This is a genomic window from Kineococcus anabasis (genome assembly GCF_054590795.1).
In genome coordinates this window covers 72702-90564 of record NZ_BAAIHU010000015.1, presented here as the reverse complement: position 1 = coordinate 90564, position 17863 = coordinate 72702, and the positions used below count along the sequence as shown (strand labels likewise).

Sequence of the window (17863 nt, the reverse complement as noted above, 5' to 3'; positions counted from 1 at the left end):
CTCGGACTTCTGCAGTCTGCCGGGCCGGCCGGACGTGGTGGTGGGCGGCTCCCGACGGGACGGTCCCCGCCGCGAGCCGCCCACGTCAAGGGGCGGAGCCGGTCCTCACGGCCGCGGCGTCACCGGCCGCCCAGGCCGGTGGTGGCCACGCCGCGGATGATCTGCCGCTGGAAGAGCATGAACACGATGATCAGGGGCAGGCCCGCCAGGATCGCCGCGGCCATGACCTGGGCGTAGCGGATGCCGAAGGTGCTCTGCACGGTGACCAGCCCGACGGGCAGGGTCATCAGGTCCGGGTTGGACGTGACGATGAACGGCCACAGGAAGTTGTTCCAGGCGCCGATGAAGACGAAGATCGCGACGGCGGCGAGGATCGAGCGGGACAGCGGCAGCACGATCTGCCAGAAGACCCGGAACGAGCCGGCGCCGTCCACCCGGGCAGCCTCCTCCAGCTCCCGCGGGATGCCGTCGAAGAACTTCTTCAGGATGAACACCATCGCGGGCGCCACGAGCTGGGGGAGGATCACGCCCCAGTAGGTGTCGACCAGGCCCATCGCGATCATCTGCCGGTACAGGGGCACGATGAGGATCTGCGGCGGCACCATGATCCCGGCGACCGTCAGGGCCAGGAGCACCCCACGGCCGCGGAACTCGCAGCGGGAGAACCCGTAGGCCGCCAGCGCCGAGACCAGCACCGTCAGGACCGTCACCGCCACGGCGACCAGCGTGGAGTTGACGAACCAGGTGATGAGGTCGTCGCTGGCCAGGACGGAGCGGTACGCCTCGGCGGTGAACCCGCTCTCGGGGATCCAGGTGGGCGGGACGGCGGTCGTCTCGGACTCCGCCTTGAAGGACGTGTCCAGCGCCCACAGCAGCGGCGCCAGCCACAGCAGTGCCACGACGGCGAGGGCGGTGGCGATCCCGATCCGCACGGCCAGCGGCTGCCGCTGGGCGGCGGAGCGCCGGTCCTCCTGGCCGCGGGCGGCCGCGCGCCGCGGTGCGGGCGGTGCGAGGGTGCTCATGCCGCCCCTCCCTTCTGGCTCGCCCCGCGGCGGTTGCTGATCCACAGCTGCGCCAGCGAGAGCACGATGATGAGGGCGAAGAACATGTACGAGATGGCCGAGGCGTAGCCCAGGCGGTAGCTGACGAAGCCGGTGTCGTAGACGTACTGCAGGATCGGCGCCGCCGCCGCGTTCGGGCCGCCACCGCCACCCGGCCACAGGATGTAGATCTGGTCGAACACCTTCAGCGAGGCCAGGACCTGCAGCACCACGACGAGGCCGGTCGTGCGGCTCAGCAGCGGCAGGGTGATGGACACCAGCCGGCGCCAGCCGCCCGCACCGTCCAGCGCGGCGGCCTCGTAGACGGTCTCCGGGATGGCCTGCAGCGCCGACAGGTACAGCAGGAAGTTGAACCCGACGGTCCACCACACCGTGAGGACCACCACCGAGAGGATGGCCGTGCTCTCCTCGGTGAGCCACCCCACCGGCTCCAGGCCGAGCTGGACGAGGGTGGCGTTGAGGAAGCCGAAGTCGTTCTGGAACAGCCACTGCCAGATGAGCACGACCGTGGCGACGGGCATGAGGAACGGCGCGAAGAACGAGAAGCGCCAGAGCCACTGGCCCCGCACGCCGCTGTGCACGAGCAGCGCCATGACCAGCGCCACGAGCACGAGCGGGACGGTGCTGAGCACCGTGAACAGCAGGGTGTGGCCCAGGGTGCGCCACACGACCGGGTCGGCGAACAGCTCCCGGTAGTTGGCCAGGCCGACGAAGTCCGACTCCGGCCGGGCGAGGCTGGTGTCGAAGAAGCTCATGCCGAAGCCGTAGACGACCGGCCAGAGCAGGAAGACGGCGTAGACGGCGAAGAACGGCAGGACGAACCAGATGCCGCCCGGGTTCGTCGCCAGGCTCCGGCCGCGCCGCACGGCGGGGCCGCCGGTCGTCACCGGAGCGGGCAGGTTCGACTGGATCGTGGTGGTGGCCATCGTCGCTCCTCTCAGACCGGGCTCGGGGTGTCGAGCTGCTTCTGCATCCAGGCGACGAGCTGGTCGGCCGCCTGCTCCGGGGTCGCGGTGCCGGAGTGCACCGAGAAGAGGATCTGCCCGGCCTGCGTCATGAGGTTCGAGCCCGACCCGGAGAAGTAGGCCAGCGGGTCGAACTCGACCGTGTCGGCCACGTCCTTGATGTTCGACTGCGGTTTCAGGGCCAGGTACTCCGGGCTGTCGGCGACGGGCCCGTAGGCGGGGATGTGCCCGCCCTCGGCCCAGCCGAGGCTGTTCCTCAGCACGGAGGCGACGAAGAGGTAGGCGTTCTCGCGGCCGGCGTCGACGCTGATCTGCCGGGGCAGCACGAGGGCGTGGCCGTCCGCGCGGACGCGGTCCGCACCGAACACCGCGGGGAAGGGCACCATCGTGAACGGGATGCCGGAGTTCAGGTAGGTGGTCACCTCCCAGTCGCCGGTGAAGCACAGCCCGGCCCCGCCGCCGCCGAAGACCGCGATCGAGCTCGCCGCGTCGAGCGTCCTCGGGACCGCCGCGCCGTCGGTGAAGTCGCGCAGGAACCCGAAGACCTGCAGCAGCTTGTCGCGGTCCACGCCGACCCTGCCGCCGGGGGGCAGGTCGAACGTGCCGTCGAGCTGGCGGTACAGCGTCCAGAACAGCATCCAGGTGACGAACCCGTCGGCCGCGGGGTAGGCCACGCCGACGCCGCCCGTGACCTCCGCGCACGCCCTGGCCGCGTCGACGAGCGCCTGCGGGGTGGTGATCGGCTTCAGGCCGCCGTCGGCGTCGAGCAGCCCCGCCTTCGCGCAGACGTCGGTGTTCGCGAACGTCACGAGCGGGTGGGCGTCCAGCGGCACGGCGAAGAGGTCCCCGTCCGCGCTGGCCATCTCCCACAGCGGGGCGGGGAAGTCCTCCTGCCTGATGCCGAGGCGGCCCAGCTCGCCGAGGTCCCACGGGTCGAGCAGGTGCTCGGCGAAGGTGGGCAGGCGGGACAGGTGGATGGTGGCGATGTCCGGTGGGCGTCCCCCGGCGGAGGCCATGGCGAGCTTGGTGTAGTACGGCGCGCCCCAGGCGAGGGTGGTGGCCGTGACGTCGGTCCGGGGCTGCTCGCGCCGGAACGCGTCGACGAGCGCGATCATGCGCTCGCCGTCGCCGCCGCCGAAGAAGTTCCAGTACTGCAGGCTGCTGCCGCCGCCGGCAGCGGTGACGGGTGTCGCGCACGAGCTGAGCGACAGCCCTGCGGCTCCCGCACCTCCGGCGAGCGCCGCGCCGCGCAGGAATGCGCGCCGGGACGTTGCGGTCATCGTCGACCTCCTCGTTTACAACGTTGGAACGGAGGATGCCCGCAACCGGTCCCCGGGTCAAGCACCTCCGCCGTCCCGGCGTGGATCTCCCGTCCGCACCGGGCGTGGTGCCACAATCCGGCCCATGCCGCCCCGTGCCACCACGCTGCGAGACGTCGCCGAGGCCGCCGGGGTGTCCATCAAGACCGTCTCCAACGTCGTCAACGACCACCCGCACGTGCGCCCGGAGATGCGCGAGCGCGTGTGCGCCGTCATCGACCGGCTCGACTACCGCCCCCAGGCCGTCGGGCGGCAGCTGCGGCACGGCCGCACCGGCATGCTCGCCCTCGCCGTGCCCTACGTGGACTCCCCGTACTTCGCCGAGCTCGCCGCCCTCCTGGTCAGCGCCGCCCGCTCCCGCGGCCTGACCGTCCTCGTGGAGCAGACCGGCGGCGACGTCGAGCGCGAGCAGGAGGTGGCCGCCGGCTTCCCCGTCCGCATGGTCGACGGGCTGATCTTCAGCCCGCTCGGCCTCCCCGACAGCGAGCTCTCCGCCCGGCGCGACCGCACCCCGGCGGTCCTCGTCGGCGAGCACGGCCGCGACGCCGGCATCGACCGCGTCGCCAACGACAGCGTCGAGATCGGCAGGCTGGCCACCGCGCACCTGCTGGAGCGCGGTCGCCGTCGCGTCGCCATGATCGGCGCCAAGCGGGAGCACCCCCACCTCGTCGCCACCGACCGCCTCACCGGCTACGGCGAGGCGCTGCGCCGGGCCGGGGTCCGCCCCGACCCCCGCCTGGTCACCGCCACCGACGAGTGGAGCCGCCCGGAGGGCGAGCGGGCCGTGGACCTCCTCCTGGAGCGGGCCCCCGACGTCGACGCGGTCTTCTGCCCCAGCGACGTCATGGCCCTCGGGGCGCTGCGGTCCCTGCGCCGGCACGGGCGGCGCGTGCCCGACGACGTCGCCGTCATCGGCGTCGACGACATCGCCGAGGCCTCCTACGCCGCCCCCACCCTCAGCACCGTCGCCATCGACCGCGCCTTCATCGCCGAGACCGCGCTCGACCTGCTGCTGCGCCGGCTCGGGGGCGACGAGTCCCCGCCGCGCACCGTCGTCGCCCCCCACGCCCTCCTCGTGCGGGAGAGCACCGGCGGCTGAGCGGGGCGGGAGGAAGAAGCGGCGTCCGCACGAGGTTGCCGCGGCCATGAAGGCGATCACTCTCGAGCGCACCGGGGGCCCCGAGGTCCTCACCGTCACCGACGTGGAGGAGCCCTCGCCCGGCCCCGGGGAGGTCCTCGTCGACGTCGCGGCCGCCGGCGTCAACTACATCGACACCTACCACCGCGACGGCACCTACCCGGTGCCGCTGCCGTACCGCCCCGGGCTGGAGGGCGCCGGACGGGTCCGCGCCCTGGGCAGCGGCGTCGAGGGGTTCGCCGAGGGCGACCTCGTCGCCTGGAAGGGCGCCCCCGGCAGCTACGCCGAGCAGGTCGCCGTCCCCGCGCGCGAGCTCGTCGCCGTCCCCGGCGGCGTGGACGCCGAGACCGCCGCGGCCCTGCTGCTGCAGGGCCTCACCGCCCACTACCTCGCCACCTCCACCCACCCGGTGGCCGAGGGGGACTGGGCCGTCGTCCACGCCGGCGCCGGAGGGGTGGGGCTGCTGCTGACGCAGATCGTGAAGCTGCGCGGCGGGCACGTCCTCGCCACCACCTCCACCCCGCAGAAGGCGGAGCTGGCGCGCGCCGCCGGGGCCGACGAGGTCGCCTCCTACGAGGACTTCGCCGCCCGCGCGAAGGAGCTCACCGGTGGGCGCGGCGCCGACGTCGTCTACGACGGGGTGGGCCGCGCCACGTTCGACGCCGGGCTGGACGCCCTGCGCCCGCGCGGCCTGCTCGCCCTCTACGGCGGCGCCAGCGGCCAGGTCCCGCCGTTCGACCTGCAGCGCCTCAACGCCGCCGGGTCGCTGTTCGTGACGCGCCCGACGCTGGCGCACCACGCCGCCGACCCCGCCGAGCTGCGCGAGCGCGCGGCGGAGCTGTTCTCCTGGGTGGCCGGCGGGCGCCTCGACGTGCGCGTCGGAGGGCGCTACCCGCTCGCCGAGGCCCCGCGGGCCCACGAGGACCTCCAGGGCCGGCGCACCACGGGCAAGCTGCTCCTGCTGCCGTGAGGCGGGCGGGGGCGGCTCCGGGCCGCCCCCACCCGCACCCTCCTCAGGCCTCGCCCGGCCCGCCCACCAGCACCACGGCCTGCGCCACCACCACCCGGCCGTCGACGGAGGTGATGGCCGGGTCGCCGTGCAGGCGGTAGCCGGAGGCCAGGGCCTCGCTGACCCGCTCGCAGAACGACCGGTCGTCCGGGCCGGTCAGCAGGCGGTACGCCAGGGGTGCCGCGTCGCTCATGGGGATCCTCTCGCCGCTGGAACGGGACGCGACTGTAACGCCGGCGCGCGCCCGGACCGTCCCGGCTCCGCCCGCGGGCGACCACCGGCGTCGGGCAGAGTGGGCCGGTCCTACCCCCACGCCGAGGAGATCCCGTGCCCGCACCCGCCGCCGACTCCACCGCCGAGCTCGCCGTCCTCGTCCGGGACGGCGTCCGCGAGAGCGTCCACCGCGGGGTGGCCGTCGGGCTGGACGCCGCCGGGCAGGTCGCCCTCGCCCTCGGGGACCCCGGCGCCACCCTGCTGCCGCGCTCGGCGCTCAAGCCCGTGCAGGCCCTCGTCGCCCTGCGCGCCGGCGCGCCGCTCGGCGGGTACGCCCTGGCCCTGGCCGCCGCCAGCCACAGCGGCACCGACACCCACGTCGCCGCCGTGCGGCAGGTCCTCGCCGGCGCCGGGTTCGGGGAGGACGACCTCGGCTGCCCCCCGGACCTGCCCGGGGACCCGCACACCCTCGCCCACCTCCTCACCACCGGGCAGGGGCCGAGCCGCGTGCGGCACAACTGCTCCGGCAAGCACGCCGCGATGCTCGCCGCCTGCGCCGCCTCCGGCTGGGAGCCCGGCCGCTACCTCGACCCCGGCCACCCCCTGCAGGTGCGGGTCCGCGAGGAGGTCGAGCGGCTCACCGGCGAGCCCGTGCGCGCCGCCACCGTCGACGGGTGCGGCGCGCCCCTGTTCGGCACGTCCGTGGTGGGCCTGGCCCGGGCCGTGCGCGACCTCGTCCTGGCGCCGGACGGGCCGGGCCGCGCCGTGGCCGACGCGATGCGCGCGCACCCCGAGGCCGTCGCCGGCCCGGGCCGGCCCAACACCGTCCTCATGCAGCGCGTCCCCGGGCTGCTCGCCAAGGGCGGGTACGAGGGCGTGCTCGTCGTCGCCGCCCCCACCGGGCAGGCCGTCGCCGTCAAGGTCGCCGACGGCGGCTCGCGGGCCACGACGATGGTGGCGCTGGCGGTCCTGGCGCGGCTGGGGGTGGACGTCGGCGCCGCGGCGGAGATGGCCTCGGAACCCGTCCTGGCCGGTGGGCGGGAGCTGGGGCGGCTCGCGCCCACCGACGCGCTGCTCGGCGCCTGACGCGCAGCGCCCCCCCGCCCGCTCTCCCGCCCGTCTCCAGGTCTGGGCGGCGCAGCGCCACCACTTCCCCGCCCTTCTCCGGGTTTCGGCGGGCTGGGCGGGCCCGGTGGGCGCCGGAACCCGGAGATGGGCGGGCAGGGAGATGCGCGGGCAGGGGGAGCGGGCGGGCAGGGAGATGGGCGGGTAGGGAGATGGGCGGGCAGGAGGCGGCCCGCTCAGCGGGCGGGCAGCACCCGCATCAGGGTCGTGCTGCGCCACTGCTCGCCCGGGCGCAGCACCACGTCGCCGAGGTGCGGCTGGTTCACCGCGTCGGGCAGCGCCTGCGTCTCCAGGCACAGCGCGTCCGTCTGCCGCACCGGCTGCCCGTCGGCCGCGGGCGTGGCCGCGTCGAGGAAGTTGCCCGAGTAGAACTGCAGGCCCGGGCGGTCCGTGAGCACCTGCAGCACCCGGCCCCCCGCACCGGTGACCTCCGCGACCAGCTCCGGCTCCGCGGGGGCGGCACCGGAGGTGGCGTCGAGGACCCAGCAGTGGTCGTAGCCCTGCGCGGCCAGCAGCTGCGCGTCGGCGTCGCGCAGGTGCTCGCCGATGCGCCGCGGCTGCGTGAAGTCGAACGGGGTCCCCGCCACCGGGGCCAGCTCACCGGTCGGGATGAGCCCGGCGTCCACCGGCAGGTAGCGGCTGCCCGCGATGCGCAGCACCTGCCCCTCCACCGTGCCGGAGCCGATGCCGTCGACGTTGAGGTAGGCGTGGTTCGTCAGGCTCACCGGGGTGGGGGCGTCGGTGGTGGCCAGGTAGTCCAGGCGCACCTCGGCGCCGCCGCCGGGCAGGTCCGCGAGGGTGTACGTCACCTCCGCCTCGAGCCGGCCGGGGAAGCCCATGTCGCCGTCGGGGCTGCTCAGGCGCAGCCGCACCGCCGCCGCGCCCGGCACCTCCGCCACGTCCCACACGCGCCGGTCGAAACCGTCGACGCCGCCGTGCAGGGCGTGCTCCGCGTCCCCCGTGGGGATGGTGTGCTCCGTGCCGTCGAGGGTGAAGCGGCCGTTCGCGATGCGGTTGGCGAAGCGGCCCACGGTCGCGCCGAAGAAGGCGGTGCTGGCCTCGTAGGCCGCGACGTCCGCGAGCCCCACGACGAGCTCCGCGCCGTCGGCCCGCCACGACTGCAGCGCCCCGCCCAGGGAGAGCACGGCGGCGCTCGCCCCGCCGGGGGTGCGCAGCACCCAGCGCTGCACCTCCTGCCCGGAGGCGGTGCGGCCGAACGGCTCGCGGGTGACGGCGGGGCCGGGGGAGGGCGTGCCGGCGGTGCCGCCGGGAGGGGGCGCGGAGGTGGTGGAGCTCATGCGTGCATCGTCCCGCACCGCGGGGGTGCTCCGCGCCGGTGGGGCGCCCTCAGCCCAGCAGCTCCCGCCCCCACCAGCCGCCCGCGCGCACACCCGGCGGGACCGCCCACACCCCTGAGCCGGTGTGCCGGACGTACTCGTTCAGCACGTCCGCGTCCGCCAGCGCCCGCTGCACGGGGACGAACGCCCGCCGCACGTCCCGCTGGTACGCCAGGAAGAACAGCCCCGCGTCCAGCCGCCCGAGACCGGTGGCGCCGTCGGTGTAGTTGAACCCCCGCCGCAGCATCCGGGCGCCGCCGTGGCGCGAGGGGTGCGCCAGCCGCACGTGGGACGCCGCGGGCAGCGTCGCGGGGTCGAACTCCTCGTGCTCGCGCCGGCCGCCCAGGGGTGCGCCCTCGCCCTTGGTGCGGCCGATGATCTGCTCCTGCTCGGCCAGGGACGTGCGGTCCCACGTCTCGATGTGCATCGCGATCCGCCGCGCCACCAGGTACGTGCCGCCCGTCATCCACGCCTGCTGCGGCGTCGCGGCGTCCGCGGCGTCCACCCACACGTGCCCGGCGAGCTCCGCGGTGTCGGCGCCGGGGACGTTCGCCGTGCCGTCCTTGAACCCGAACAGGTTGCGCGGCGTGGGCGCGCCCGGGTCCACCGTCGCGGCGCGGCCGTAGCCGAGCTGCGCCCAGCGCACCGCCGCGCGCCCCGCCGCGATCCGGCTCAGCGTGCGGACGGCGTGCACCGCGACCTGCGGGTCGTCCGCGCACGCCTGCACCGCGAGGTCCCCGCCGCAGCGGGCCTCCTCCAGCGCGTCACCGCGGAAGGCCGGCAGGTCCACCAGCGCCTCCGGCCGGCGCTCCGCCAGGCCGAAGCGCCCGTCGAACAAGGACGGGCCGAAGCCCACCGTCAGCGTCAGCCGCGCCGCGGGCAGGCCGAGGGCCTCCCCGGTGTCCGCGGGGGGTGCCAGCGGGTCGCCGTCCACCGCGCCGCCCTCGCCGGCGGGCCGGCCCGCGCACAGGCTGCGCGCGGCCGCCGTCCACTCCCGCAGCAGCCCTGCGAGCTCGGCGCGATCGGCGGCCAGCACGTCGAACGCCGCGAAGTGCAGGTGGGCCTGCACGTCCGTGGCGACGCCCGCCTGGTGCTCGCCCTCGAAGGGCACCACGTCGCCCGCGGCGGCCTCGGAGCGCCCGCCGAGGGCGGCCACGGAGGCGCCCGCCCCGGCGGCCCCCACCCCGAGGGCCGCCAGCAGGCCGCGCCGGCTCAGCGGCGCCACGGCTCAGGCCTTCCCGGCCGCCGCGGCGCCCAGCCGCGACAGGGGCTCCGAGAGGGCCTCCACCGCGCGGGACAGCTCGCGGCGCTGCTCCTCGGTCACGGTGTCGTAGGAGACGAACCCGTCGGGCGTCCGGTAGGGGGCCAGCGCCCCGCGCACGTCGGCGAACTCGGTGTCCAGGGTGGCCACCAGCTCCGGGTCGGACTCCTGCACGATGGGCCGCAGCGCCTCCAGGGCCTTCTCGGCGCCGGTGACGTTGGCCTCGAAGTCGACGAGGTCGGTGTGGCTGAACGCCTCCTCCTCGCCGGTGATCTTGCCGGTGGCGACCTCGTCGAGGAGCTCCTTGGCGCCGTTGCCGATGGAGGTGGGTGTCAGCGCCGCGTTCGGCACCCGCTGGGCCAGCTCCCGCACGTCGAGGAGGAGCTGGTCGGCCACGGGCACCAGGGGGGCGAGGTCCTCGCCCGTCCACAGCGCCTTCTCCAGGCGGTGCCACCCGCTGAACGTCTCGCCCTCGGCGAGGTCCGCCTCCCGGGCGTCCATCCGCGGGTCCAGGTCGCCGAAGCTCTCCGCGACCGGCTCGATCGACTCCCACGGCACGCGGGAGGGGGCGTACTGCGCCCGGGCACCCGCCACGTCCCCGGCGGCGACCGCGTCGCGGAAGCGCTCCACCAGCGGCACGGAGGCGTCGGCCCGCTCCTGCACCCACGCGCGGTAGGCGGCGACGGCGGCCTCGGCCCGCGGGTCCGCCGCCGCGGCGGCACCGGCCACCGTGACGTCCTGCCGGATGCCGTCGCCGACCATGCCGGGCTTGCACGCGACCTGGTAGCCGCCCTCGGTGAGGTCGACCGTCAGCTCGTAGCTCGTGCCGGGGCCGATGTTCTCCTTCTCCGTCACGATCCGGTCCCCGGGGGCGTAGACGTACACCTCGGTGACGTCGCTGCCCTCGTTGGTGATGGCGAACGTCGTGATGCCGCTGGTCAGCTCGGTGCGGGAGACCTCGCAGGCGTCGTCGGCGGCGCGCACCGCGACGGTGCCGTCCGCGGCGCCGTCCTGGCCGCCCGGGGCGGCGGTGGTGCCCGGGGCGTCGGTGCAGCCGGCCAGGACGGCGGCGGCGAGCAGGGGCAGGACGGTCGCGGTGGACCGCGTCGGGCGGGCGCGCACGGGTTCTCCAGGTGGTGGTGGGACGGGCAGGACGGGGGAGGCCTCAGGCCTCGCCGTGCACCGCGGCGCGCGCGGGTGCGGGCACCGGCCGGGGGGCGCGGCGCAGGTACAGGAAGAGGACGGGCACGACGTAGGCCACCCAGGCGCCGGCCTCCAGCCACGTCGTGGCGGGGGAGAAGTTGAGGACGCCCTTGAGCAGGGTGCCGTACCAGCTGCTCGGCGGGACCTGCTCGCTGACGTCGAAGGCCAGCGACGTCAGGCCGGGCAGGACGCGGGCCTCCTGCAGGTCGTGGACGCCGTAGGCGAGGACGCCCGCGGCGACGACCACGAGACCGGCACCGGTCCAGGTGAAGAAGCGCCGCAGGTCGATGCGGACCGCCTGGCGGTACAGCAGCCAGCCGATCCCCACCGCCAGGGCCAGACCGAGCACGACCCCGGTCAGCGGCTCCCAGGTCCGCCCGGTGGCGCGGACCGCAGCGGTGACGAACACGCTGGTCTCCAGGCCCTCGCGGCCGACGGCGAGCAGGGCGGTGACGGCCACGGCGGGGCCGCCGAGCTCGACGGCCGAGCGCATCCGGTCGGTGAGGTCGGCGGCCAGCGAGCGGCCCGCCCGCTTCATCCAGAAGACCATCCACGTGACGAAGCCCACCGCGACGATCGACAGGATCCCGCCGAGGAGCTCCTGGGCGGTGAAGGTGAGCTGCTTGGCGGCCAGCGCCAGTCCCGCGCCGACGGCCACGGAGACCGCCACCGCCGCCGCCACGCCCAGCCACAGGGCCGGCAGGCGGTCGCGGCGCCCCGTCCGCACCAGGAAGGCGATGAGGATGGAGACGACGATCGTGGCTTCCAGGCCCTCGCGCAGGCCGATCAGCAGGTTGGCGACCACCGGGTGCTCCTCGGACGTGCCGGCGTTCCGCAGCGCCTGGCGGGTGAGGGAAGGCTAACCGACTCTGCGGCGTGCGCGGCGCCCGCACGGGAGCGGGCCCGGGCTCAGGGCAGCGACCAGTCCACCGGCTCCTGCCCCCGGGCCTGCAGCAGCCCGTTGACGCGGCTGAAGGGGCGGGAGCCGAAGAAGCCGCGCGAGGCCGACAGCGGGCTGGGGTGGGCGCTCTCGACGACGTCGGCGCCGGCCAGCAGCGGCTTCAGGGCCTGCGCGTCACGGCCCCACAGCACCGCCACGAGCGGTGTGCCGCGGGCGGCGAGGGCGCGCACGGCGGCGTCGGTCACCGCCTCCCAGCCGCGGCGGCGGTGCGAGCCCGCGGCGCCCTCCCCGACCGTGAGGACCCTGTTGAGCAGCAGGACGCCGCGCTCTGTCCAGGGCGCCAGGTCGCCGGTGGAGGGCATCGGCACGCCGGTGTCCGCGACCAGCTCCCTGTAGACGTTGGCCAGGCTGCGCGGCAGGGGGCGCACGTGCGGCTCGACGGAGAAGGACAGGCCCATCGCGTGCCCCGGGGTCGGGTAGGGGTCCTGGCCCACGACGAGCACCCGCACGTCCCCGAAGGGCCGGCGGAACGAGCGCAGCACCCGCTCCGGGGCCGGCAGCCACGGGCGGGAGGCGGCGGTGTCGGCGGCGAGGCCGGCGGAGAGCCGCTCCAGGTCGGCCCGCACGGGCCGCAGCGCGGCGGCCCAGCCGGGGTCGAGGTCGTCGAGCCCCAGGCCCGCGGGGTCGCCCGCCCGGCCGGGCGCGGGAGCGGCGTCGGGCTGGGGCACGTCCCGGACGCTACCGGCGCGGGCGCCGCCCGGCGCGGGGAGGCCGCACACCCGGCACCGCACACCCGGCACCGCACACCCGGCACCGCACACCCGGCACCGCACACCCGGCACCGCACACCCGGCACCGCACACCCGGCACCGCACACCCGGCACCGCGTGCCTGCCGGGCGCTGTCGCACCGCGTGCCTACAGTGGGGGCAGGTCGGCGGGGGAACTCGCCCCGGACCCGGGAGGACGGTCATGGACGGCGGCAGCGGTGCGGCGGCGCAGGTGGTGGACGGCGGTGCGCCCGGGGCGCGGGAACCCGGCCCCGCCGCGGGCCTGAGCGAGCGCGACGCGCGCATCCTGGCCTTCGAGCGGCAGTGGTGGAAGTACGCCGGCGCCAAGGACCAGGCGGTGGGGGAGATGTTCGACCTCACCCCCACCCGCTACTACCAGGTGCTCAACGCCCTCATCGACACGCCCGAGGCGCTGGCCCACGACCCGATGCTGGTCAAGCGGCTGCGCCGGATGCGCTCGGCGCGCCAGCGGGCCCGTTCGGCGCGCCGGCTCGGGTCGGGGTCCTGACCCGCTACAGCGGCGGCGCGCCCGGGGTGCGGCGCGGTGCGCACCGCACGCGGCGCGGACCGGGGCAGGTCGCCCTCCTCGTGCTGCTCGTCGCCGGGGTCCTCGCGGGGGTCGGGGCGGCGGTCGTGGTGCTCGCCGGGGACGTGCTGGCGGCCCTGCTCGCGCTGCTGCGCTGAGCGACCACGTGTGATCGGATCGTGAGAAGTTCGGTCGCGATCATCCTTGTGGTGGCCGGGGGTGCTCTCCATAATCAGGAACCGGTCGCGCCGCCCGGTGTGCCCGGTCCCCTCGGGGCGGTGTTCCTCGCCGCCCGGCGGAGGCCGCGTGCCGGGCGCCACCGTTCGCCCGTGCGGACGGATCAGACCCGCCGCCGGCCGGTCCGGCGGTGCCGCCCGCACCGCTGCACATGGAGAAGCAATGGCTCAGGGGACCGTCAAGTGGTTCAACGCCGAGAAGGGCTTCGGCTTCATCACCCAGGACGACGGCGGCAGTGACGTCTTCGTCCACTGGAGCGCGATCGACATGGACGGCTACCGCTCCCTCGACGAGGGCCAGCGCGTGGAGTTCCAGGTCGGCCAGGGCCAGAAGGGCCCTCAGGCGGAGGCCGTCAAGGCTGTCTGAGGTCCCACCGAGAGCGCGTCCACGACGGCGCCGTCCCCTCCCGGGGGCGGCGCCGTCCTGCGTGAGGGGGTTTGCACTCGACCCGCGAGAGTGCCAACATTGCGGTTGGCACTCTCGAGTCGAGAGTGACAGCACGAGCCACACCTCGACCCGGGAGCTCACAGCTCCCGGCCGGTCGGTGAGGCCCGTCACCGCGGGGGACGTGACCCCGCGGGTGCGGGTCGTCCGTCGCGGGCACCGGACCGGCCACCCAGACCCGTCACCGGGGAGGAACACCAGGCATGAGCAAGATCATCGCCTTCGACGAGGAGGCCCGTCGCGGCCTCGAGCGCGGCATGAACCAGCTCGCTGACGCTGTCAAGGTCACGCTCGGCCCGCGCGGCCGCAACGTCGTCCTGGAGAAGAAGTGGGGCGCCCCCACGATCACCAACGACGGTGTGAGCATCGCCAAGGAGATCGAGCTCGAGGACCCGTACGAGAAGATCGGGGCCGAGCTCGTCAAGGAGGTCGCCAAGAAGACGGACGACGTCGCGGGCGACGGCACCACCACCGCCACCGTCCTGGCCCAGGCGCTCGTGCGCGAGGGCCTGCGCAACGTCGCCGCCGGCGCCAACCCGATGGCGCTCAAGCGCGGCATCGAGAAGGCCGTCGAGGCCGTGACCGAGCAGCTCCTCGCCGCCGCCAAGGAGGTGGAGACCAAGGAGCAGATCGCCGCCACCGCGGGCATCTCCGCCGGGGACCCCTCCATCGGCGAGCTCATCGCCGAGGCGATGGACAAGGTCGGCAAGGAAGGTGTCATCACCGTCGAGGAGAGCAACACCTTCGGCCTCGAGCTCGAGCTCACCGAGGGCATGCGCTTCGACAAGGGCTACATCTCGCCCTACTTCGTCACCGACTCCGAGCGCATGGAGACCGTCCTGGAGGACCCCTACCTCCTGGTCCTCAACTCCAAGATCTCCAACGTCAAGGACCTGCTCCCGCTGCTGGAGAAGGTCATGCAGTCGGGCAAGCCGCTGGCGATCATCGCCGAGGACGTCGAGGGCGAGGCCCTCGCGACCCTGGTGGTCAACAAGATCCGCGGCACCTTCCGCTCCGTGGCAGTCAAGGCCCCGGGCTTCGGCGACCGCCGCAAGGCCATGCTCGGCGACATCGCCATCCTCGCCGGTGGCCAGGTCATCTCCGAGGAGGTCGGCCTCAAGCTCGACACCGTCGGCCTGGACCTGCTCGGCCGCGCCCGCAAGGTCGTCGTCACCAAGGACGAGACCACGATCGTCGAGGGTGCCGGCGACGCCGACGCCATCGCCGGCCGCGTGGCGCAGATCCGCGCCGAGATCGACCGCAGCGACTCCGACTACGACCGCGAGAAGCTCCAGGAGCGTCTCGCCAAGCTGGCCGGCGGCGTGGCCGTCATCAAGGCCGGCGCGGCGACCGAGGTCGAGCTGAAGGAGCGCAAGCACCGCATCGAGGACGCGGTGCGCAACGCGAAGGCCGCCGTGGAGGAGGGGATCGTCGCCGGTGGTGGCGTGGCCCTCATCCAGGCCGGCGCCCTGGCGTTCGAGAAGCTCGAGCTCGAGGGTGACGAGGCGACCGGCGCGAACATCGTCAAGGTCGCCATCGAGGCCCCGCTCAAGCAGATCGCGATCAACGCCGGCCTCGAGGGCGGCGTCGTGGCGGAGAAGGTCCGCAACCTCGCGGTGGGCCACGGCCTCAACGCCGCCACCGGTGAGTACGTCGACATGCTCGCCGCGGGCATCAACGACCCGGTGAAGGTGACGCGCTCCGCGCTGCAGAACGCCGCCTCCATCGCCGGTCTGTTCCTCACCACCGAGGCCGTCATCGCCGACAAGCCGGAGAAGGCCGCCCCGGCCGCTCCCGGTGGCGACGGCGGCATGGGCGGCATGGACTTCTGAGTCCCGCCCCACCACCTGCACCAGACGCGAGGGCGGTTCCCCGGCAGGGGGGCCGCCCTCGCGGCGTGCCTGGGCCGGGGGCGGGGTGCGGGCCGCTGTTCCCGTGCCCCCCCGTGCCCGCGGGCGGGCTAGGGTCGCGGGTGTGACGACCGCGCCCACGCCCGGGGCGTCCCCGGGTGCCACCCCGCACGAGAGCCCGCACGACACCTCCCGCCTCACCGAGCCCGCCCGGCGGGTGGTGCGCTCCCAGGTCACCGAGGCCCCCTTCGACGTCGCGGAGCACGCGGCGCTGGTCTCGGACGCGGCGGCCGGTGCGGTGGTGACGTTCGCCGGTGTCGTGCGCGACCACGACCACGGCCGGGCCGTGCACCGCCTGGAGTACGTCGCGCACCCCTCCGCGCAGGACGTCCTGGCCGAGGTCGCGGCGGACGTGGCGGGGCGCTGCGCGGTGGACGCGGTGGCCGTCAGCCACCGCCTCGGCCACCTGGCGGTGGGCGAGTGCGCCCTGGCCGTGGCCGTCTCGGCCGCGCACCGGCGGGAGGCGTTCGAGGCCGCCGCCCTGCTCGTCGACGAGGTCAAGGACCGGCTGCCGGTGTGGAAGCACCAGCACTTCGCCGACGGCACGAGCGAGTGGGTCGCCTGCCCCTGACGGGCGCGTGCCGCCGGTGGGTTCCTCAGCCGCCGGCGAAGGGTGGCAGCACGTCCAGGACCGCCCCGTCCCCGACGAGCGCACCGGCGTCGGCGCGGGTGGCGTCGAGGAGGAACGAGCACGCCGGCAGGACCCGGCCCAGGTCCGCGCGCCGGGCCGTGAGCTGCTCCAGCAGCCCGGACAGCGGAACCGGCCCGGGCAGCTCGACGTGCTCCTCCTCCACCCCGGCGGCCTCGGCCGCACCCGCGTAGTACCGCACGAGCGCCCGCACGTCAGCCGCCGATCGCGGACATGGGCCGGTCCGGGTGCAGGAAGGACGGGTCGTCGATGTCGTGCCCGGCCTTCTTGTCCCACATCGCCCGCCGCCACGTCGCGGCGAGCTCGGCGTCCCCGGCGCCCGAGCGCAGCATCTGGCGCAGGTCCGTCTCGGAGGTGGAGAACAGGCAGGTGCGGACCTGACCGTCGGCGGTGAGGCGGGTGCGGTCGCAGTCCCCGCAGAACGGCCGGGTGACCGAGGCGATGATCCCGACGTCGCCGGTGTGGCCGGCCCCGTCGTCGACGAGCCAGGTCTGCGCGGGCGCGGAGCCGCGCACGGACGCCGGGACCGGCTCCATGCCGAAGCGGGGGAGGAGCGCGGCGAGGATCTCGTCGGCGGTGACCATCTCGTCGCGGCGCCACGCGCCCTGCGGGTCGAGGGGCATCTGCTCGATGAAGCGCAGCGCGTAGCCCTCCCGCAGGGCCCAGCGCAGCAGCGCGGGTGCCTCGTCGTCGTTGACGCCGCGCAGCAGCACGGTGTTGACCTTGACGGGGGCCAGGCCCGCCGCCGAGGCCGCGCGCAGGCCGGCGAGGACGTCGTCGAGCCGGTCGCGCCGGGTGATGGTGAGGAACCTGTCGCGCCGCAGGGTGTCGAGGGAGACGTTGACCCGGGTGAGGCCGGCGGCCGCCAGGGCACCGGCCCGCCGCTGCAGGCCGATGCCGTTGGTGGTGAGCGAGGTGCGCACGGGCTCCCCGGCGGCGGTCCGCAGGGTGGCGGTGGCGGCGACGATGTCGGTGAGGCCCGGCCGCAGGAGGGGCTCGCCGCCGGTGAAGCGCACCTCGTGCACGCCGAGCTCGCGGACGGCGACCTCCACGAGCCGCACGACCTCGGCGTCCGACAGGAGCGTCTCCCGCGGCGCCCACGGCAGCCCCTCGGGGGGCATGCAGTAGCTGCAGCGCAGGTTGCACCGGTCCGTCAGCGACACCCGCAGGTCCACGGCCGTGCGGCCGAAGCGGTCGACCAGCCCGCCACCGGCCGGGGCGGGGCCGTGCCCCGGCGCGCCCGGCGCGGCGTCCTCGGGGGAACGCCGGCTGCGCAGCAGGGGGATCCCCAGGTCGACGGGTGGCACCGCACCAGCGTAAGCGGCGCCGGGTCATCGCACCCACGGTCGGCACCCGGTCGCGGTGGTATCGGACCGTGACCTACCTCGCTGGCGCTCCCGGGGAAATCGGCGTACCGTGAAGGTGAACAGAAGTTGAACAGGAGGTGCATCATGAACGACACCACGATGACCACAGGCCTCGAGGGTGCCAGCCCGGTGGTGCGCCGCTCCGCTCGTGAGGTGCCGACCGCCCGCTGGGTGCCGACCGTCGGGACCGACGGCCGGCGGCGCCTCAGCATGCAGTGGTCCGTCCCCGCCCGCACGGCGGCCACCGTGCCCGCGCGGCACGTGGCACACCACGCAGCCTGAGCAGGACGCAACACCGGCCAGACGCCGTCCCGGCAGGGGACGGCCCGGACAGCGCACGGCCCGGGGGTGATGCTCCCGGGTGCGGGAGGCCGGCAGCGGCCTCCCGCGAGAAGGCGGCAGAGGGTG

19 protein-coding genes are annotated in these 17863 nt (G+C 75.3%); 8 read left to right on the top strand and 11 right to left on the bottom strand.

Translation table 11 applies throughout. The features are described 5' to 3' along the window. Positions 1–119: 119 nt before the first annotated feature. The 3 genes from ACYQBY_RS21640 to ACYQBY_RS21630 are packed head-to-tail and all read right to left on the bottom strand — an operon-like array spanning position 120 to position 3306. Positions 120–1022, bottom strand: coding sequence for a carbohydrate ABC transporter permease (locus tag ACYQBY_RS21640; RefSeq protein WP_459645972.1), 903 nt, complete (start codon positions 1020–1022; stop codon positions 120–122). Further along, entirely contained in the window at positions 1019–1987 is a 969-nt protein-coding gene (locus ACYQBY_RS21635) for a carbohydrate ABC transporter permease (RefSeq protein WP_459645971.1), read from the bottom strand. The genes ACYQBY_RS21640 and ACYQBY_RS21635 overlap by 4 nt, the downstream gene beginning before the upstream one ends. Positions 1988–1998: 11 nt before the next feature. Beyond that, positions 1999–3306: an extracellular solute-binding protein gene (locus ACYQBY_RS21630; protein ID WP_459645970.1), complete on the bottom strand. Its 1308-nt coding sequence runs from the start codon at positions 3304–3306 to the stop codon at positions 1999–2001. Positions 3307–3430: 124 nt separating this feature from the next. Here ACYQBY_RS21630 and ACYQBY_RS21625 point away from each other — a divergent pair, with 124 nt between their 5' ends. After that, complete coding sequence (locus ACYQBY_RS21625; RefSeq protein WP_459645969.1) at positions 3431–4444, top strand: LacI family DNA-binding transcriptional regulator; 1014 nt, start codon at positions 3431–3433, stop codon at positions 4442–4444. A 46-nt stretch (positions 4445–4490) separates the two neighbouring features. After that, complete coding sequence (locus tag ACYQBY_RS21620; protein WP_459645968.1) at positions 4491–5453, top strand: quinone oxidoreductase family protein; 963 nt, start codon at positions 4491–4493, stop codon at positions 5451–5453. 43 nt (positions 5454–5496) lie between these two features. Here the strand turns inward: ACYQBY_RS21620 and ACYQBY_RS21615 are convergent, their stop codons facing one another. Then, a complete protein-coding gene (locus ACYQBY_RS21615) occupies positions 5497–5685 on the bottom strand; it encodes a DUF1737 domain-containing protein (protein WP_459645967.1) in 189 nt (62 codons plus the stop codon). 134 nt (positions 5686–5819) lie between these two features. On the opposite strand from ACYQBY_RS21615, the gene ACYQBY_RS21610 reads away from it, so the two are divergent. Beyond that, positions 5820–6791, top strand: coding sequence for an asparaginase (locus tag ACYQBY_RS21610; RefSeq protein ID WP_459645966.1), 972 nt, complete (start codon positions 5820–5822; stop codon positions 6789–6791). 215 nt (positions 6792–7006) lie between these two features. Here ACYQBY_RS21610 and ACYQBY_RS21605 read toward each other — a convergent pair whose 3' ends face one another. The 5 genes from ACYQBY_RS21605 to ACYQBY_RS21585 form a co-directional block, all read right to left on the bottom strand. Beyond that, complete coding sequence (locus ACYQBY_RS21605; RefSeq protein ID WP_459645965.1) at positions 7007–8128, bottom strand: aldose epimerase family protein; 1122 nt, start codon at positions 8126–8128, stop codon at positions 7007–7009. Between the two features lie 49 nt (positions 8129–8177). Further along, complete coding sequence (efeB, locus tag ACYQBY_RS21600) at positions 8178–9392, bottom strand: iron uptake transporter deferrochelatase/peroxidase subunit (RefSeq protein ID WP_459645964.1); 1215 nt, start codon at positions 9390–9392, stop codon at positions 8178–8180. Between the two features lie 3 nt (positions 9393–9395). After that, positions 9396–10550, bottom strand: a complete 1155-nt coding sequence (gene efeO / locus ACYQBY_RS21595; RefSeq protein ID WP_459645963.1) for an iron uptake system protein EfeO — start codon at positions 10548–10550, stop codon at positions 9396–9398. Between the two features lie 43 nt (positions 10551–10593). After that, positions 10594–11436 carry an iron uptake transporter permease EfeU gene (gene efeU / locus ACYQBY_RS21590; RefSeq protein ID WP_459645962.1) on the bottom strand — a complete coding sequence of 281 codons (843 nt, stop codon included), beginning with the start codon at positions 11434–11436 and terminating at the stop codon, positions 10594–10596. A gap of 104 nt (positions 11437–11540) precedes the next feature. Beyond that, positions 11541–12260 (bottom strand): uracil-DNA glycosylase, encoded by a 720-nt coding sequence (locus ACYQBY_RS21585; protein WP_459645961.1) that lies wholly within the window; start codon positions 12258–12260, stop codon positions 11541–11543. A 243-nt stretch (positions 12261–12503) separates the two neighbouring features. Between ACYQBY_RS21585 and ACYQBY_RS21580 the strand changes: the two genes are divergently transcribed. The 4 genes from ACYQBY_RS21580 to ACYQBY_RS21565 all read left to right on the top strand — a co-directional run bounded on the left by ACYQBY_RS21580 (position 12504) and on the right by ACYQBY_RS21565 (position 16010). Continuing rightward, entirely contained in the window at positions 12504–12830 is a 327-nt protein-coding gene (locus ACYQBY_RS21580) for a DUF3263 domain-containing protein (RefSeq protein WP_459645960.1), read from the top strand. Positions 12831–13247: 417 nt separating this feature from the next. Beyond that, a complete protein-coding gene (locus ACYQBY_RS21575; protein WP_459645959.1) occupies positions 13248–13451 on the top strand; it encodes a cold-shock protein in 204 nt (67 codons plus the stop codon). A gap of 281 nt (positions 13452–13732) precedes the next feature. Further along, on the top strand, positions 13733–15361 hold the full coding sequence (gene groL, locus ACYQBY_RS21570; RefSeq protein WP_459645958.1) for a chaperonin GroEL: 1629 nt from the start codon (positions 13733–13735) through the stop codon (positions 15359–15361). Positions 15362–15503: 142 nt separating this feature from the next. Further along, positions 15504–16010 carry a molybdenum cofactor biosynthesis protein MoaE gene (locus tag ACYQBY_RS21565; protein ID WP_459645957.1) on the top strand — a complete coding sequence of 169 codons (507 nt, stop codon included), beginning with the start codon at positions 15504–15506 and terminating at the stop codon, positions 16008–16010. Positions 16011–16035: 25 nt separating this feature from the next. Here ACYQBY_RS21565 and ACYQBY_RS21560 read toward each other — a convergent pair whose 3' ends face one another. Together ACYQBY_RS21560 and moaA are read right to left on the bottom strand one after the other, a co-directional pair. Then, positions 16036–16281 carry a MoaD/ThiS family protein gene (locus ACYQBY_RS21560; protein WP_459645956.1) on the bottom strand — a complete coding sequence of 82 codons (246 nt, stop codon included), beginning with the start codon at positions 16279–16281 and terminating at the stop codon, positions 16036–16038. 1 nt (position 16282) lies between these two features. Next, entirely contained in the window at positions 16283–17365 is a 1083-nt protein-coding gene (moaA, locus tag ACYQBY_RS21555; RefSeq protein WP_459646005.1) for a GTP 3',8-cyclase MoaA, read from the bottom strand. Positions 17366–17539: 174 nt separating this feature from the next. Between moaA and ACYQBY_RS21550 the strand changes: the two genes are divergently transcribed. Next, complete coding sequence (locus ACYQBY_RS21550; RefSeq protein ID WP_459645955.1) at positions 17540–17737, top strand: hypothetical protein; 198 nt, start codon at positions 17540–17542, stop codon at positions 17735–17737. Positions 17738–17863: the final 126 nt, after the last annotated feature.

Bases quoted from the DNA above. Each gene is read 5' to 3' on its own strand.
- ACYQBY_RS21615 (WP_459645967.1), bottom strand. From the start codon at position 5,685: ATGAGCGACGCGGCACCCCTGGCGTACCGCCTGCTGACCGGCCCGGAC.
- ACYQBY_RS21625 (WP_459645969.1), top strand. From the start codon at position 3,431: ATGCCGCCCCGTGCCACCACGCTGCGAGACGTCGCCGAGGCCGCCGGG.
- ACYQBY_RS21635 (WP_459645971.1), bottom strand. From the start codon at position 1,987: ATGGCCACCACCACGATCCAGTCGAACCTGCCCGCTCCGGTGACGACC.
- ACYQBY_RS21580 (WP_459645960.1), top strand. From the start codon at position 12,504: ATGGACGGCGGCAGCGGTGCGGCGGCGCAGGTGGTGGACGGCGGTGCG.
- ACYQBY_RS21620 (WP_459645968.1), top strand. From the start codon at position 4,491: ATGAAGGCGATCACTCTCGAGCGCACCGGGGGCCCCGAGGTCCTCACC.
- groL (WP_459645958.1), top strand. From the start codon at position 13,733: ATGAGCAAGATCATCGCCTTCGACGAGGAGGCCCGTCGCGGCCTCGAG.
- ACYQBY_RS21630 (WP_459645970.1), bottom strand. From the start codon at position 3,306: ATGACCGCAACGTCCCGGCGCGCATTCCTGCGCGGCGCGGCGCTCGCC.
- ACYQBY_RS21605 (WP_459645965.1), bottom strand. From the start codon at position 8,128: ATGAGCTCCACCACCTCCGCGCCCCCTCCCGGCGGCACCGCCGGCACG.
- ACYQBY_RS21550 (WP_459645955.1), top strand. From the start codon at position 17,540: ATGAACGACACCACGATGACCACAGGCCTCGAGGGTGCCAGCCCGGTG.
- ACYQBY_RS21640 (WP_459645972.1), bottom strand. From the start codon at position 1,022: ATGAGCACCCTCGCACCGCCCGCACCGCGGCGCGCGGCCGCCCGCGGC.
- ACYQBY_RS21575 (WP_459645959.1), top strand. From the start codon at position 13,248: ATGGCTCAGGGGACCGTCAAGTGGTTCAACGCCGAGAAGGGCTTCGGC.